This window comes from Bradyrhizobium sp. 33ap4, assembly GCF_032654765.1.
Taxonomy (GTDB): Bacteria; Pseudomonadota; Alphaproteobacteria; order Rhizobiales; family Xanthobacteraceae; genus Bradyrhizobium; species Bradyrhizobium australafricanum.
On the sequence record NZ_JAUMTJ010000046.1, the window covers coordinates 42,001 to 58,212 of the forward strand.

Annotated in this window: 13 protein-coding genes and 2 pseudogenes; 14 read left to right on the forward strand and 1 reads right to left on the reverse strand. The window is 61.4% G+C overall.

Features of this window, described 5'->3' with window-relative positions; genetic code table 11:
* Nucleotides 1-72: 72 nt before the first annotated feature.
* Complete coding sequence (locus Q2M23_RS30070; RefSeq protein WP_316397989.1) at nt 73-1,002, reverse strand: AraC family transcriptional regulator; 930 nt, start codon at nt 1,000-1,002, stop codon at nt 73-75.
* Nucleotides 1,003-1,518: 516 nt separating this feature from the next.
* Here Q2M23_RS30070 and Q2M23_RS30075 point away from each other — a divergent pair.
* The 14 genes and pseudogenes from Q2M23_RS30075 to Q2M23_RS30145 all read left to right on the forward strand — a co-directional run bounded on the left by Q2M23_RS30075 (nt 1,519) and on the right by Q2M23_RS30145 (nt 16,150).
* Nucleotides 1,519-2,160, forward strand: coding sequence for a response regulator transcription factor (locus Q2M23_RS30075; protein WP_316397990.1), 642 nt, complete (start codon nt 1,519-1,521; stop codon nt 2,158-2,160).
* A 61-nt stretch (nt 2,161-2,221) separates the two neighbouring features.
* Entirely contained in the window at nt 2,222-2,659 is a 438-nt protein-coding gene (locus Q2M23_RS30080; RefSeq protein ID WP_141340811.1) for a response regulator transcription factor, read from the forward strand.
* Complete coding sequence (locus Q2M23_RS30085) at nt 2,652-4,754, forward strand: ATP-binding protein (protein ID WP_168855290.1); 2,103 nt, start codon at nt 2,652-2,654, stop codon at nt 4,752-4,754. Before Q2M23_RS30080 ends, Q2M23_RS30085 begins: the two co-directional genes overlap by 8 nt.
* 233 nt (nt 4,755-4,987) lie before the next feature.
* Nucleotides 4,988-5,938 carry an AraC family transcriptional regulator gene (locus Q2M23_RS30090; protein ID WP_316397991.1) on the forward strand — a complete coding sequence of 317 codons (951 nt, stop codon included), beginning with the start codon at nt 4,988-4,990 and terminating at the stop codon, nt 5,936-5,938.
* Between the two features lie 226 nt (nt 5,939-6,164).
* The gene (locus Q2M23_RS30095; RefSeq protein ID WP_229188914.1) at nt 6,165-7,022 is read left to right on the forward strand and encodes an alpha/beta fold hydrolase; all 858 of its coding nucleotides are present in this window, start codon (nt 6,165-6,167) and stop codon (nt 7,020-7,022) included.
* A 44-nt stretch (nt 7,023-7,066) separates the two neighbouring features.
* Nucleotides 7,067-8,272 carry an NAD(P)/FAD-dependent oxidoreductase gene (locus Q2M23_RS30100; protein WP_229188906.1) on the forward strand — a complete coding sequence of 402 codons (1,206 nt, stop codon included), beginning with the start codon at nt 7,067-7,069 and terminating at the stop codon, nt 8,270-8,272.
* Between the two features lie 76 nt (nt 8,273-8,348).
* Entirely contained in the window at nt 8,349-9,305 is a 957-nt protein-coding gene (locus tag Q2M23_RS30105; RefSeq protein ID WP_316398002.1) for an MBL fold metallo-hydrolase, read from the forward strand.
* Between the two features lie 86 nt (nt 9,306-9,391).
* On the forward strand, nt 9,392-10,183 hold the full coding sequence (locus Q2M23_RS30110) for an acetoacetate decarboxylase (RefSeq protein ID WP_316397992.1): 792 nt from the start codon (nt 9,392-9,394) through the stop codon (nt 10,181-10,183).
* A gap of 33 nt (nt 10,184-10,216) precedes the next feature.
* A pseudogene (locus tag Q2M23_RS30115) lies at nt 10,217-11,391 on the forward strand (DUF3734 domain-containing protein).
* A 40-nt stretch (nt 11,392-11,431) separates the two neighbouring features.
* A complete protein-coding gene (locus Q2M23_RS30125; RefSeq protein WP_168855294.1) occupies nt 11,432-12,214 on the forward strand; it encodes a 3-hydroxybutyrate dehydrogenase in 783 nt (260 codons plus the stop codon).
* Between the two features lie 21 nt (nt 12,215-12,235).
* The gene (locus Q2M23_RS30130; protein WP_076826845.1) at nt 12,236-12,985 is read left to right on the forward strand and encodes an SDR family NAD(P)-dependent oxidoreductase; all 750 of its coding nucleotides are present in this window, start codon (nt 12,236-12,238) and stop codon (nt 12,983-12,985) included.
* 110 nt (nt 12,986-13,095) lie between these two features.
* A pseudogene (locus Q2M23_RS30135) lies at nt 13,096-14,511 on the forward strand (ATP-binding protein); the annotation flags it as partial.
* A gap of 2 nt (nt 14,512-14,513) precedes the next feature.
* Nucleotides 14,514-14,903 (forward strand): response regulator, encoded by a 390-nt coding sequence (locus Q2M23_RS30140; RefSeq protein WP_076826847.1) that lies wholly within the window; start codon nt 14,514-14,516, stop codon nt 14,901-14,903.
* Nucleotides 14,900-16,150 (forward strand): adenylate/guanylate cyclase domain-containing protein, encoded by a 1,251-nt coding sequence (locus tag Q2M23_RS30145; protein ID WP_076826849.1) that lies wholly within the window; start codon nt 14,900-14,902, stop codon nt 16,148-16,150. The genes Q2M23_RS30140 and Q2M23_RS30145 overlap by 4 nt, the downstream gene beginning before the upstream one ends.
* Nucleotides 16,151-16,212 lie beyond the last annotated feature (62 nt).

The window sequence follows — 16,212 nt, forward strand, 5'->3', positions numbered from 1 at the left end:
CATGAGGGTCGGCCTAGCCATGCATACGTTGCGGTTGTGTAGGTCGCAGACCGTCTTTATGCGTAACCCTGATTACCCCTCACTATCCGACGCGCCTCGCACTCCTCGGCGCCACGCTCCCGGACTGACGCCGACCATTGCTGAAAATACCCTCGTAAAGTGGCTCTGATTGGCAAACCCAGCCGATTTCGCAACCTCGGACAGCGGCAGATCGCGGATGGTCATCAACTGCTCGGCCGTCTTCACCCGCCGGCGAAGTAGCCATCGATGCGGCGGCAGACCAGTGGAGATTCGGAACGCCCGCGAGAAATGATCGACCGAAAGATCAAACTCGGCTGCGATCTTCCGTAAAGGAGTCTTTCCGGCGAGATCGGCATTGAGCATATCGCAAGCGCGGTCTAACTGCCACGGAGCGAGGCCGCCGCGTATCGTCTTGGCGCTACGCCGAAGGCCACCGTAGGTTTGAGCGACGTGCGCAGTAAGTGCGTGCAACATGTGGTCGACGAAAAGCTGGTTGGTCTCGTCCGCTCGACGCAAAGCTTCCACGAGCGACGCACCGAGGTTACGGACGACTGCGTCGTCGTGGCCTATACCCGGCTCATAGGCAAGCTCGCCAATGCGCGGTGCGCCGGCCTGCCTCGCAATGTCGTCAAGGGCCGAGCGCGGAAGATAGAAAAAGAGGGAGTGAAACGGCTTGTCGATGACGTAGCGCGGATCGCGCTTCAGATCGTAGAGATAGGTCGCGCCGCCGTGGACATTCGTCTTGATGACGCATCGGCCCCGCTCCCAGCACTCGCAGTCCGGATAATCACGAAATTTGAGGCTGACGAGGTAGGCGTCCTCGGAGGGCAGCGAACCGGAAAGGCTCGGCACCGGGTCGTCGTTTCGGGTTTCGGTCACCGCTAGCTCGGAACTGCGCAGCGTACGTGCAATCAGCGAAGGTGCGTTCTTCGCCTGCAGGGGTCGTCCGAGCCTCGATCCGTAGACGCCGGCCTGTGCCATTTGAGTTGATCCGGAAGGTTAGACCGCAGGCGCTGATCGCCCTGCGAATTTTGCGGTGCATTATCGGAAATAGGGAAGCGGCTGTCCACGGCCACCCGGCGACGCGCAACTTTTCGTGAGGGCAAATCGTCGCGAAAGTCGCAACGGATTCGGAAGCAATTTCAATGCGGTCGACCCAATCAACTGCCGCCAGGAACTGGGGTGAAATCCGGAGCGCAGGTCGCAACGATTCGCAAGCACACGTGATTCCGCGACTCGCAGTCGCATGGTCCTCGTTTGGCACGGAATGAGGCAAGACATGACGGCTTTGGGAAAGACGCGGGGGCCCTGCGAGCCCTAGAAACACGCCGTAGAAGCCAAGTGACCGTGACGGCCGTGTCATGACATGGACCTTACGGGCATCTGCGAAAAAGCAGCGAAAGACCGCGGGGCAGAAGCGATCAGGAGGCCACGCAAATGCTTAGGGCAACCGTATCCACGGGCTCGCAGCCTTCATCGCACGTAGCGCGCTTACCTATGACTCTCAATACTAACACTGCAGACCGCCCACTTGTCTTGATCGTGGACGACGACGAGGAGATCCGGTCGGCGCTTCGGGAGCTTTTGCTATCGGTCGGCATCGACGCGTGCTGCTTTGGCTCGACGCAGGAATTGTTGCGTGCCGATCTTCCGGAGCGGCCCGGCTGCCTGATTCTCGATGTTCGCATGCCCGGAGCAAGCGGGCTGGATCTGCAACAGCGTCTGGCATTGAACGGCAACACGAGGCCGATCATTTTCCTCACGGGTCATGGCGATATAGCCATGACCGTCCAGGCAATGAAGGCGGGAGCCGTCGATTTCCTGACGAAGCCAGTCAGAGACCAGACACTCCTCGACGCCGTCGCGGCGGCGATCGAGAAGGATGTCTCGCAAAGAGCCGCGGCCAAGCGCATAACGCAACACGCCGCCCGCTTCGCAACGCTGACACCGCGCGAACGTGAAGTCCTGGGCGAGGTAGCAAGGGGCCGCCTCAACAAGCAGATCGCCTTTGATCTCGGCATCAGCGAGATCACTGTGAAGTTGCATCGCGGCAACGCGACGAGAAAGCTGCAAGCAACGTCCGTCGGAGACTTGATCCGGATTTGGGAAGCACTTCCTGCGGAACTTCGCGGGAGGTAGCCCATCCTACACCAAGGAATAGGTACAACCCGATCAGCAATGGGCAGATGATCGGCGGGCCATGCCAGCGAAAGTCATCTGTTTGTCCAAAACGCCCCTAGTTGCCATCGTAGATGACGACCAAGCTGTACGAGAGGCTCTTTGCGATCTCCTCCTGGTCCTGGACGTTGCGTGTCGCTCGTTTGATCGGGCGGAGGCGTTCATGGCTGAATTTGTGCCAGGCCGCTTCGATTGCCTGATCACGGATGTGAGCATGCCCGGCCGGAGCGGGCTCGAACTACAGGAGCGATTGCGCGAGCTGGGCTCGTCAATGCCGGTCATTTTCATCACCGCGGACACGAGCCCGGCGACAGAGGCTCGCGCACTGAGGGGCGGTGCCTATGCCTGCCTGACGAAGCCGGTCAATGATGAGGTGCTCTTTCATCTCCTGCAGAACGCAATGAACTGCGCAGGCCGCTCGCGACGCAACGAGCGACGGGATCCACCATCAGATGACTAATCTCGCCCGACAGATATCGCAAGGCGGCCAGCCGAATCTCGTTGCCTCTGCTCCCGGCACGGAACTGGCCGACCTTGTGTCCGAAAGCATCATCGTCAGCAACCTGCACGGTGTCATCCAGTACTGGAATGCCGCATCGGAAGTCCTGTACGGCTGGCCTTCCATGGCGATGGTCGGTCGACACGTGGCAGAGATCGGCTCGCGCGGCCACTCGGGTGTCGATCACATCGACATACTGCTCCGCGAAGGTCGATGGGAAGGTATCGTCTTTCGGCGTAGCCTGACCGGGGTCGAGGTTGCGGCGGCCGTGCGGCAGGTGGTGCGACGAGACGCAACCGGCGCGGTCCTTGACATCGTTGAGTGTGGCCGAAATGCAGGACCACTAACCGAAGCAGCGTACCTGCGCATGGATGCCGAGTTGCAGGGATCTCTGGCCGCTGCTTGGGAGCTTGATGCCTCGCCGGCCCGGCCCCTGCTCGATGCAATCGCGAAGCACAGGCGTGGCGGAGCCGCTATCGACCTTGATCAGCATCCGGACTGGGTCAACGGACTGCTTACCGCCACTCGAATTCTGGCTGTCAATGATCGCGCGGTTCGCATGTTCGGGGCACATGCAGGGCACGAGCAGATGATCGGTCAACCGATCGGTACGTTCTGGCCGGCTGAAAGCCGCTCAATCCTGGCCGGACTAATCGGAGACGTTGCCACAGACCGCTCGCGCCTCGAGACCCGCAGAATGGTCCTGAGCGGCGCGATACGCAACCCCATCATCAGGGCCTGGCATTCTGCGGACCCGAAGCCGTCGGGCACCGTGCTTGTTACGATCAACGGCGCGATCGATGATGACCGCACGTCCTGGGAGTTGCACGCGAGCGAGGATCGATATCGCAAGCTCATTCAGTATCTACCGACGGCTCTCTGGCAGGTCGATTCCCGACGCGCGGGCGAGGTCTTCGACGATCTGAAGGCGAAGGGTGTTCGCGATATTGCTTCCTATCTGGCGACACACCCTGATCTTATCGAGTACGCCAAGGACGTCGTTCGTGTGACGGACGTCAACCACGATGCAGTCTCACTGTTTCGGGCACGCAATCCCGCCGACCTAATCAAACCGGTTCGATACCTGTTTGCCGCCGTCCCGGGGCTCGCCGAGCGGGTCATGGTGGCTCACTTTGAAGGTCGACGCAATCTCATAGAGGAGACCAGGATCCGTGCATTCGACGGTTCGCTCATCGATGTCCTGTTCACGGTCACATATCCTGTGCCCCCCGAGCAACTCGACAACACCTTCATCACCATCCAGGACATCAGTGAGCGCTTGAACGCCGAACGGCAACTTCGGAAGCTGCAAGCTGATTTCGCGCATGCTGGCCGCATCGCAACTCTTGGGGAGCTCGGAACTTCGATCGCGCATGAGATCAATCAGCCGCTTACGGCCATCGTGACCAATGGTGAGGCAAGCTTGAGGTGGCTGGCGCGCGCAGATCAAAACATCGAAAAGGTCACCCAGCTCACGTCCCGAATCGTGGCGAATGCGCGGCGCGCGAGCGAAATCATTCATCGCATACGAGGCATGGCGGCGAAGCATGAACCAGAGAAGCGGCTCATGGATATCAATGACGTCGCGAAAGAAGCGCTGTTATTCATTCGCCACGACATTGAGTCAAAATCAATTGCCTTGTCGACTACGTTTGCATCTGGGCTTCCCCAAGTGATTGGTGACCGGATTCAGCTGCAGCAGGTGATTATCAATCTGCTCGTCAACAGCGTCCAGGCCATCGTGCACTCCGGTCAACCGACACGTCGAATCGACGTCCAGACGTCGGTCACCGAAGAAGGCTCGGTCGGCTTCTCCGTCTTCGACAATGGGCCGGGTATCGCCACCGGAGACCTCGGGCGCATCTTCGACAGCTTCTTCAGCACCAAGGATGCAGGAATTGGCATCGGCCTCGCGATCTGCCAGTCGATCGTTAGGGCGCACGGAGGCAGCATTTTGGGCGCGAATCGTCCAAATGGCGGCGCGCATTTTCGCTTCACGCTTCCGGTGCCGGCGACTGCCGGTCCCGATTCCAGCGTTGTCGCGCTCATTCGGTAAGTGCGCCAACGTTCGCATGAGCGCCTGCGTTTGCAAGGAATTGCGCCCGCGATGCGGACAATCTCTCCCGAACTATACCGAGGTATAGGTCGACCTATCCGCTGAACCAGCGCGACCAGACCCGCTGCACGATGCCCTCGTACAGCGCTCACCGCCATGATCGCAGCACACGGGAAGCGATGCATCCGCAGACGCGCGGAACGAACGCTCTTCCCCAATGCGAGTGGAAGTTCATGAGCAAGCCCATCTTGCGCGCCCCCCTGGACAATGTGCCCGGCGCGACGCAGGCGCATAGGAGTGACCTGCCGGTCGGTGAGCGGCGCCCCGCCAATGAAGAGATGGCACGCGTGCTCAGGACTAAGCCCTTTCGCGTTGCTTTGGAGCCGTCCAGCGGCACGATTGCATACTGGAAGCACGAGCCCGTACACGACATCGTCAAGCCGATGGTCGATCACGTCATCATGACCTACCCGACCGGCGTACAACGGCTCGAGCGGCGCACCGGACGATCAGTTGCGATCGGAACGGCTCGTCCCGGCGTCGTGACGCTCATTCCGGCTGGTTCGACCTCTCGGTGGGATATTCACCGGCCGATGCATGTCCTTCAGCTCTATCTTCCGCAGGCAACACTCTCGCGTGTTGCCGACGAAGCCTACGTGGCCGCGCCCGGCGATCTTCTGGAGCGGACAGTGTACTCCGATCCCGTTACATCCCGGTTGCTGATGAGTGCAGTGGATGTTCTGGAAGGACACGCGACGCTGGAAGCATTGTTCAGGCAGCAATTGATGGACCTTCTGGCAACGCGCCTCTTGGCAGCACATGCTGGCTCGTCGATCACGGTCCGGCCAGCTCTGGGCGGCCTGTCGCCAAATGTCCTGCGCCGCGCCATCGAGCGCTTGCGCTCCGATAACGATGCGGACGTTTCCCTCGGAGCACTCGCTTCCGAGGCCGGCCTCTCGCGCTACCACTTTTGCCGTGCCTTCAAGGAGAGCACAGGCCTTTCGCCTCATGCCTGGCTCCGCCAGCGACGGCTCGAGCAGGCCATGGAGATGCTGCGCGACACGGACGCATCGGTCGTCGCGGTCGCGGAGGTCCTCGGCTACGGCTCTCAGACCGCGTTCGCCGCGACATTCAAACGGTTCACCGGCGAAACGCCGACCAATTGGCGGCGCAGCATGCGTTAGCAGCAATCGCGCTGCAATCGGCGCAATCGCTCTTGGGCAGTGGTCCGCGAGCTCCCCTAGATAGCCGCAAGAAATCTGACGACACGGAGACCAACAGATGATTTCCAAAAAGACCTTCAGCGGCCTCGCCACGTCGCGTCGAAACTTGCTGGCGAGCACGCTCATTTGCGCGACATCGCTGACCGTTCGCCCGTCTTCGGCGATTGGCAAGGAAAGGGACCATTCGATGTCGGCCACACAAGGAAGCGATCCCGCGACTTCTGTGACGACCAGGGACGGCGTGCAGATATTCTACAAGGATTGGGGGTCGAAGTCCGCCCAGCCGATCGTCTTTCATCACGGTTGGCCGCTCAGTTCCGACGATTGGGACGCGCAGATGCTGTTCTTCGTCGGCAAGGGCTATCGAGTCATTGCGCATGACCGGCGAGGTCATGGCCGCTCGAGTCAAGTGAGCGATGGCCATGACATGGACCACTACGCAGCCGACGTTGCGACTGTCGTTGACCATCTCGATCTTCGCAATGCCATTCACGTTGGTCATTCCACGGGCGGCGGCGAAGCAGCGCGCTACGTCGCACGCCACGGCAGGAACCGGGTGGCCAAACTGGTCCTGATCGGGGCCGTGCCTCCCTTGATGTTGAAGACGGAAGCCAATCCGGCGGGCGTGCCCATTGAGGTGCTTGACGGATTGCGCAAGCAGCTCGCAGCGAACAGGGCACAGTTCTATCTCGAATTCGCGAGTGGCCCGTTCTATGGCTACAATCGCCCAGGTGCACAGGCGTCCCCGGCGGTGATCTGGAATTGGTGGCGCCAAGCAATGATGGGTAACGCCAAGGCACAATACGATGGCGTCAAAGCCTTCTCGGAAACCGACTTCACCGAGGATCTGAAGAACATCGACGTCCCCACGCTCGTCCTGCATGGCGGCGACGATCAGATCGTGCCCGTTGGCGATTCTGCAACCTTGTCGGCGAAGCTTCTGAAACGAAGCACTTTGAAAATCTACGACCTGCTACCGCACGGTCTGTGTACGACGCATCCCGATATCATCAACGCAGACTTGCTGAAATTCGTGAGCGCCTAACCCGGTGCTTTCATCGAAGAGAGTCAAACCCAAGGAGTAATCAAATGCGACTAGTCATCATTGGCGCCGGATTCGCCGGCATGTATGCCGCTCTCTCTGCGGCCCGGCTGCGCGACATCCAGGGCGTTTCGCCCGAGGCGTTCGAAATTGCGTTGGTTTCACCGGAGCCGACGCTGGTGATTCGACCGCGGCTCTATGAGCCGAAACCGGAGACCCTGACAGCTTCGCTCCTGGATGTGCTGAAGGCCGTTGACGTTGCCTATGTGAAAGGCAGCGCCGAGTCGATCGATACCAAGTCTCAAGTGGTAGACATCGTTGCGGCCAAGGGTGCGAAGCAGAGACTCACCTATGACCGATTGATTGTCGCAGCTGGTAGCCGGCTGTTCCGTCCCAGTATCCCCGGGCTCGCTGAACACGGTTTCAGCGTCGACCAGCTCGACGACGCGATCGCCCTCGACCGGCATTTGCATCATTTGGTGGGGTGGCCGGTATCACGGATGCGCGACACGGTTGTCGTGGCCGGCGGCGGATTCACTGGCATCGAAGTCGCGACAGAAATGCCCGCACGGCTTCGTGAGATCCTCGGCAAGGATGCCAAGCCGCGTGTCATCATCGTCGAACGAAACAGTGCGATCGCCCCCGACATGGGCGAAGGTCCTCGTCCTATCATCGAAGCCGCGCTCCGCAAGTTGGGGGTCGAGACCCGGCTCGGCGTTGGCGTTACCTCGCTCGACAAGTCCGGCGTCACGCTTTCCAGCGGCGAGCATATTGATAGCGGGACCGTGATCTGGGCGGCCGGCATGCGTGCCGCTCCGCTAACCGCGCAGATTCCCGCTGAGCGCGACAACTTTGGGCGCCTGCTCGTCGATCCCGACTTGCGCGTGCTGTCGGTGCCTGGGGTCTTTGCGACCGGCGATGCGGCGAGGGCGGCATGTGACGAGGTTGGCAACTACGCGCTGATGTCCTGCCAACACGCCACGCGGATGGGCGCCTTCGCCGGCAACAATGCGGCCGCCGAGCTGCTCGGCGTCCCTACCAAACCGTACCGCCAGAAGGCTTACGTCACTTGTCTCGACTTAGGAGAGGCCGGTGCGCTCTTCACGCGCGGCTGGGAGCGCAAGGTCGAGATGGTTGGCGACGAAGCCAAGAAGACCAAGAAGGAGATTAATACCGTCTGGATCTATCCGCCGCGGGCCGAGCGTGCCGCTGCTCTTGCTTCCGCTGATCCGGAGCGTGTCACTGATCTCTAAACACCTCACGAGCATTGACCGCGCTTTCTGCGCGAAAGCACGAGCTGCTCAGGATCGAGCGCTGAAGTTCTCGAAGATGGATCGGATGATTCGCAATACTCAACAGGAGGCAACCATGAACTTAGACACTGCCGCACGCTCCGTTAGATCGAAGCCCGACGAATTGGTACCATCGCGCTACGCGCTGAAAATCGGCGACATCGATGTTATGGTGATCAGCGACGGCGTGCTGCCGCTGCCGTCCAAGATGCTGGCGCACAACGCCGACCCGGCCGTCCGCGCCGCCTGGCTGGACGACATGTTCCTGCCGCCGGACGCGTTCGACTGGGCACTGAACGTGGTCGTGGTACGCAGCGGCGCGCAGACCATCTTGATCGACGCGGGTCTCGGACTGGACCCGGATCTGCACCTGCCGCGGGCCGGACAGTTGGTCAAGCGACTGGAAGCCGCCGGCATCGACCTGGCATCCGTGACCGACGTGGTGCTGACCCACATGCACATGGACCATGTCGGCGGCTTGCTGGTCGAGGGCGTGAAGGACCGGCTGCGTCCGGACCTGCGGATCCACGTGGCGGCCGCGGAGGTCAAATTCTGGGAGGCGCCCGATTTCTCCCGCGTCTCCATGCCGCCGGGATTCCCGGACGCGCTTCGGGCCACCGCCAAGCGGTTCGCGAACGAGTACCACAACCAGCTGCGGACGTTCGAAGATGAGCACGAAGTTGCGCCGGGCGTCGTAGTCCGCCGCACCGGTGGCCACACTCCCGGACACAGCGTGGTTCGCGTGGCATGCGGCGGCGACCGGCTGACATTCGCTGGCGACCTCGTCTTCACCGTCGGGTTCGAGCACCCGGATTGGCACAACGGCTTCGAGCACGATCCCGAGGAAGCCGCTCGCGTCCGGATCGAACTTTTGCGCGAACTGGCGGCGAACCGCGAACTGCTGGTGGCCACGCACATGCCGTTCCCGTCGGTCGGTCATGTTGCGGTCGCAGGAGACGCGTTTCGTTGGGTGCCGGCCTTCTGGGACTACTGACCGATTGTTGGCTCAAATCCGAATCAGGGGCGGGCGCTGACAAGCGGCGACCGCGCCCGCCACTGACAAGCTTGGAGCTCACCACCGTGAAACACGAGACCGTGCGCGCATCGTCGTTCGCGATGCCGCTGAGCAGTCCGGCCTTTCCTCCCGGTCCTTACCGCTTCGTCGACCGCGAATATTTCATCATCCAGTACCGCACCGATCCCGACGCGCTGCGCCGCGTGGTGCCGGAGCCGCTGGAGATCACCGAACCAGTAGTGAACTACGAGTTCATTCGCATGCCGGATTCCACCGGCTTCGGCGACTACACCGAGAGCGGCCAGGTCATTCCCGTATCCTACAGGGGCCAGCTGGGCGGCTTCACCCATCAGATGTTCCTGAACGACCATCCGCCGATTGCGGGCGGGCGCGAGCTATGGGGGTTTCCCAAGAAATTGGCGCAACCGAAGCTCGAGGTCGAAATCGATACGCTGGTTGGCACTTTGAACTATGGCTCAATCCGCATTGCGACCGGCACCATGGGCTACAAGCACCGGTCGCTCGATACGGCGGCGGAAGCCCGCAAGCTCGCAGCCCCCAATTTCCTGCTCAAGATCATTCCGCATGTCGATGGTTCGCCGCGCATCTGCGAGCTGGTGCGTTTCCACCTAAAGGACATCACCGTGAAGGGTGCTTGGACCGGCCCCGCTGCCCTGGATCTGTACTCGCATGCCCTGGCACCCGTCGCCGAGTTGCCGGTGCTGCAGGTGCTGTCGGCCAAGCACCTCGTCGTGGACCTGACGCTCGGGCTAGGCGGCGTGGTCCATGACTATCTTGCCACCGACCAGGGCCGCGGCTCGGTCTCGGACGTCTTGATCGAAGCAAATGCCGGCTGACCGAGATCAGCCCTATATCCGGAGCTCCAGAAAATGCTGAACGTCATGCGCGGGGATATCGATCCGGCGCCGCAAGCGGCCAAGCCATTGCCATATGATGTCGTGGCCTTGGTGCTGCAGGGTGGCGGCGCGCTTGGTGCATATCAAGCCGGCGTTTACGAAGGCCTGCACGAAGCCGGCATACGGCCGAACTGGTTGGCTGGCATTTCGATCGGCGCGCTGAACGCCGCCATTATTGCCGGCTCGCCCGAGGCCGAGCGGATCGAACGGCTACGCAAGCTCTGGGAGAGCATCTGCGCGGCGGCGGTGGAATGGCCGGTCGGCGAAGGGCTTGCCAATGCGATGCCGTTCGCCTTCGATCTCCGCTCAGCGCACAATGCCCTGGCGGCGCTCAGGGCCCTCTTGCAGGGGCAACCCGGCTTTTTCAAGCCACGCTTCCCGCCACCGTTCCTGTCGCCCTTCTCGGGCAACGCGGCGACGAGTTTCTACGATACCTCACCATTGCAGCAGACGTTGGAGCGGCTTGTCGACTTTGATCGGCTGAACGCCGGGGAGGTGCGCGTCAGCGTTGGCGCGGTCAACGTCCGTACGGGCAACCTGACCTATTTCGACACGGCTGAACGCCGGCTCGGACCGCAGCATTTCATGGCATCCGGTGCCCTGCCGCCGGGCTTCCCTGCGGTCGAGGTCGACGGCGAGCACTATTGGGACGGCGGCGTCGTTTCGAACACGCCTCTATCCCGAGTGCTGTCGAGCGAGCCGCGCGACACGCTGACCTTCCAGGTCGATCTTTGGTCGGCACGGGGCCGTGTGCCGAATGACTTGATGGAGGTGTCGAGCCGCCAGAAGGACATTCAGTATTCCAGCCGCACACGCGCCATCACGGACCAGGCGCTACGGATGCAGAAGATGCGTCAGGCGCTGCAGCGAATGCTCGAAATGTTACCGGATGGCGCGAAGCAGGATCCGGAAATCCGCGCCATCGCGGACATGGCTCGCCATCGCTCCTGCAACATCATCCATCTGATCTACCAGTCCAAGATCTACGAGCGCCATTCAAAGGATTACGAATTCGGATGAATGCGATGCGGGCGCATTGGCAGAGCGGTCTGGAGGATATCCGCCGTACATTGGCCGATCCGCGGCGGCTCGACCCGCCTGCTCCCGAGCTCGGCATTGTCACGCACGATATCCACCGCCGTGACTGATCTCGCGGCAAATCTAATCCCAAACCATCGAGGAAGTCCCATGTTGAAGGGCAGGGTAGCCGTCGTCACCGGATCGACCAGCGGTATTGGGCTCGGTATCGCTAGGGAGTTGGCTAAGCTCCGGGCAGACATCGTTTTGAATGGCTTTGGCGATGCCAGCGAAATCGAGGCGATCCGAGGCGGCATCGAACGCGAGCATGGTGTGCGCGCCGTTTACGATGGCGCCGATATGTCGAAGGAGGAGGCCGTGCGCGGATTGATCGCAGCGACGGTCGAGAAATTCGGCCGGCTCGACATCCTCGTCAACAATGCCGGCATCCAATTCACTGCGCCGGTCGAAGAGTTCCCAGCCAACAGGTGGAACGCGATCCTGGCGATCAATCTGTCGGCCGCGTTCCACGGCATTGCGGCGGCGGTCCCGCAGATGAAGAAGCAGTGCTGGGGGCGGATCGTCAACATTGCCTCCGCGCACGGCCTCGTCGCTTCGACGCATAAGGCAGCCTACGTCGCGGCCAAGCACGGACTGGTCGGCTTGACCAAAGTAGTCGGCCTGGAGACTGCCGGGAGCGGGGTCACATGCAATGCAGTCTGTCCGGGCTGGGTGCGAACGCCCCTCGTCGACAAGCAGATCGACGACATCGCTGTGCAAAGAGGGGTCAGCCGGACGGAAGCGGCCAGGACACTCCTGGCGGAGAAGCAGCCGTCCCTCGAATTTGTTTCTCCGGCGCAGCTTGGCGGCACTGTCGCTTTCCTATGTTCGTCCGCCGCCGACCAGATCACCGGAACCGCGATCTCGGTTGATGGCGGTTGGACCGCCCAGTAACCGCAAAGGAACGCGATCAACATGCATAGCGAAGAAAAGGTCATTGTCCTGACCGGCGGCACTTCAGGGATCGGGCGAGCGGCGGCAATCCGCCTTGCCAACCAGGGCGACAAGGTGCTCGTGACCGGCCGCCGGGCGGGTCCTCTGGACGAAACGATCGCCGAGCATCCGAACATCGCGGGTATCGTTGCGGATGCGGCCTCGATCGATGATGCCAGGCGCACAATTGCCAAGGCGATGGATCTCTGGGGCAGAATAGACGCCTTGGTCAACAACGCCGGCGCGGGCGCAATCCTTCCATTGGCCGATACCACGGCCGATCGGATCATGGATATCTTCTCGGTTAATGTGCTCGGTCCTAGCCTGCTTGCCTCCGCTGCCCTTCCGCACCTGAAGACGAGGTGCGGCACCATCATCAACGTGTCGAGCACCTTTGGTCACCGACCCGCGGCCGGACTGTCTCATTATGCTGCGAGCAAGGCCGCGCTGGAGCACCTGACCCGTTGTTGGGCGCTGGAGCTTGCGCCATTCGGCATACGGGTGAACGCTGTCGCCGCTGGGCCAACGGAATCCGGCGCCCTCACCGGCATGATGGGACTGACCCAGGAACAGGCCGCCGCGGTCAAGGAACAGGAGCGTGCGCGCATCCCGCTCGCGCGGCGCGGCGTTCCGGACGATGTCGCAGAATGGATTGTCCGGCTTGCCGGCTCAGCCTCGGAATGGATGACCGGCCAGGTGGTTGCCATCGACGGCGGCCTCGGGTTGGCCTAGTCGCAATCGGGGTGTGGGCGCTGAATCCGGCAGTGATGATCAGCACAATGGATGCCGACCTGAGGAACAGGGTCGATGAGCTCGAACAACGACTGCAGAGCGGAGTGGCCGAGAATGCCGGCCTGCAGGGCGAACTCGCGATCGCGTTGGAGCGGCAGTCCGTCACGGCAGGAATCCTCAATGTCATCGCCAGTTCGCCAACTGACGTGCAGCCGGTATTCGACGTCATCTCCGAAAGCGCGAGGCGATTGCTTGCCGGCCAAACGGCGCTCGTGACACGTGTCGTCGGCGACATGCTTCATCTGGCGGCATGCACGGCAGGAAGCGTGGCCGGTGATGAGGAGATCCGAATCTCATTTCCCGCGCCGCTCACGTCCTCCGGGATCCACAGCCGGGTCGCACTCACGTCGACGATTGCATTTCGCTCCGATATCGAGACCGAACCGGGTGTGCATCCGGCGATCAGGAGTATGGCACGCGCGAGGGGATATCGAAGTATTGTGGTCGTGCCCATGCTCCGAAAAGGCGTGGCGATCGGTACGATCGGCGTTTCGCGCGTCGAACCCGGAACCTTCACTGGTAGCCAGATCAACCTTCTCAAGACGTTCGCCGATCAGGCCGTGATCGCGATCGAGAACGCACGGTTATTCGAAGAAGTAGAGGCCCGCACGAAGGAGCTCGCTAGATCCCTCGACGATCTACGCGCGGCCCAGGACCGCCTGGTGCAGACCGAAAAGCTCATATCGCTCGGTCAGCTCACTGCTGGCATTGCGCACGAGATCAAGAACCCGCTCAACTTCGTCAATAATTTTGCCACGCTCTCGGTCGAACTGACCGGCGAGTTGAACGAGCTCCTCACTCCGGCCATGCTCCCGGACGACATCCGCGGCGAAGTCCATGAACTGAGTGAGCTGCTAACGGACAACCTTCAGAAGATCGTGCAGCACGGCAAGCGCGCCGACTCCATCGTCAAGAACATGCTCCTGCATTCGCGTGGTGGCGGCGGCAAGCACCGGCCTGCCGACGTCAATGCGCTCGTCGAAGAGAGCCTCAATCTTGCCTATCATGGCGCGCGCACCGAGAGACCGCAGTTCAACGTCACCCTCAGGCGCGAGTTCGATCCGAACACCGGGATCGCCGACGTGTTCCCGCAGGAGATCACGCGGGTGCTGCTGAACGTCATCTCCAATGGCTTCTATGCCGTGGCGAAGCGCTGTGAGCGCGGTGATCCCGGATTTGAACCCGCGCTCAGCGCCGTCACGCATGATCGCGGCGAATACGTCGAAATCCGCATCCGCGACAATGGCGTCGGTATTCCGCCCGAGGTGAAGGAGAAGATGTTCAATCCGTTCTTCACGACCAAGCCGCCGGGCGAGGGAACGGGCCTCGGACTTTCCATGAGCCACGACATCATCGTGAAGCAACATGGCGGCAGGATCGATGTCGAGACTGAGCCCGGCGAATTCACCGAGTTCACCATCCTGCTGCCGCGCAACATCGGTCTTTCTCACAGTATCGGGGGCTGACTATGACTGTATCGGTTCTTGTGGTGGATGACGAACCCGATCTGGAGGTTCTGTTTCGCCAGCAATTTCGACGCGAGCTTCGCGCCCGGCGCTTTGTGATGGACTTTGCCGGATCGGCAGCGCAGGCCCTGAACCGCATTTCCGATACCGGCGAGCAAACGCTGATCCTCATCCTCTCCGACATCAATATGCCCGGAATGAGCGGGCTGGAGATGCTGCCGGAGCTTCGCGCTCGGCGGCCCGACGTTCCGGTGATCATGATCACGGCGTACGGGGATGCCGAAACGCGCAAGACGGCACTTGAACGGGGGGCACACGCCCTGTTGACCAAGCCGATCGACTTCGGCCAGGTCCGCCAGGCGATCCAGGCGAGACTGGAACAGCCCGCATGACCTCCACCGTTCTTGTAGTCGATGACGAGCCGGATCTGGAGGTGCTCGTCCTCCGGAGGTTTCGCCGGCAGATTCGCGAACGGCAGTTAAGCTTCGTGTTCGCGCGTGACGGTCTTGAAGCGCTGCAATCGATCGAGCAGCATCCGCATGTCGATCTCGTGGTCTTGGACATCAACATGCCGCGCATGGACGGCCTTTCCCTGTTGGCGAAACTGCAGGAGCGAGAGGACAAGAAGGTGGCGATTGTCGTGTCGGCCTACGGCGATATGAGCAACATACGTACCGCAATGAATCGCGGCGCGTTCGACTTCCTGACCAAGCCCATCGATTTCGCCGACCTGGAATCCACGATCCAGAAGACCATCCGTCACATCGAGGTCTTGCGCGAAGCACGCCGGCGACAGGCGGACGCGGAGCGGGCTCATGCGTCGCTGTCGAGATATTTCTCGCCTGAGCTCGCTAAGCGCCTTGCTGCTGTAGATGGCGACGATGGAATGCAGGTCCACTGGCGCGACATTGCAGTGATTTTCACCGATATTACAGGGTTTACGTCACTCGTCGAGACGGCCGATTCGAATGTGCTGAGAGATCTGCTCAACGAATATGTCGGTGGACTGACGGAGGTCGTCTTCGCCTATGAAGGGACGGTGGCGAAGGTGATCGGTGACGCCATTCAGGTACTGTTCAATGCACCCGGCGACCAGATCGATTACCCCGCCCGCGCGATCGCCTGCGCGCAGGCGCTCGATCGATGGGCCGAAACATTTCGGGAGCGCTGGAAACAGAGGGGCGTTGACTTCGGTGTCACGCGGATAGGCGTCCACGCCGGACCTGCGCTGGTCGGCAATTTCGGCGGCGGCCGTTACTTTGACTACACAGCCTACGGGGACACAGTTAACACTGCCGCCAGACTCGAGGCGGCGAACAAGACATTGGGCACACGGATCTGCGTCAGCGACTCGATCGCATGTAAGGTTCGGGAGTTCAGAGGGCGGCCGATCGGCGACCTTGTTCTGCGGGGACGAAGTGAGGCGCTACGCGCCCACGAGCCCTTGTCAGCTGCGGAGAGTTATGGGTTGGCCGCGACACAGTACGCGACTGCCTTTAACAAGTTGGAGGCAGATGACACTGACGTGGTGCCAGCCTTCGCAGCACTGGTCGGTCTCAACGCCGCCGACCCGCTGGCGAATTTTCATCTGAAGCGGCTCCTCAACGGGGCCAAGGGTGTTCGAATGCATGTGGGGTAATTGGGCACACCTCCAGGGCGTGGGCTCATTGATGCGTAGCTTCACCTGAGCGTAGGGCCCTT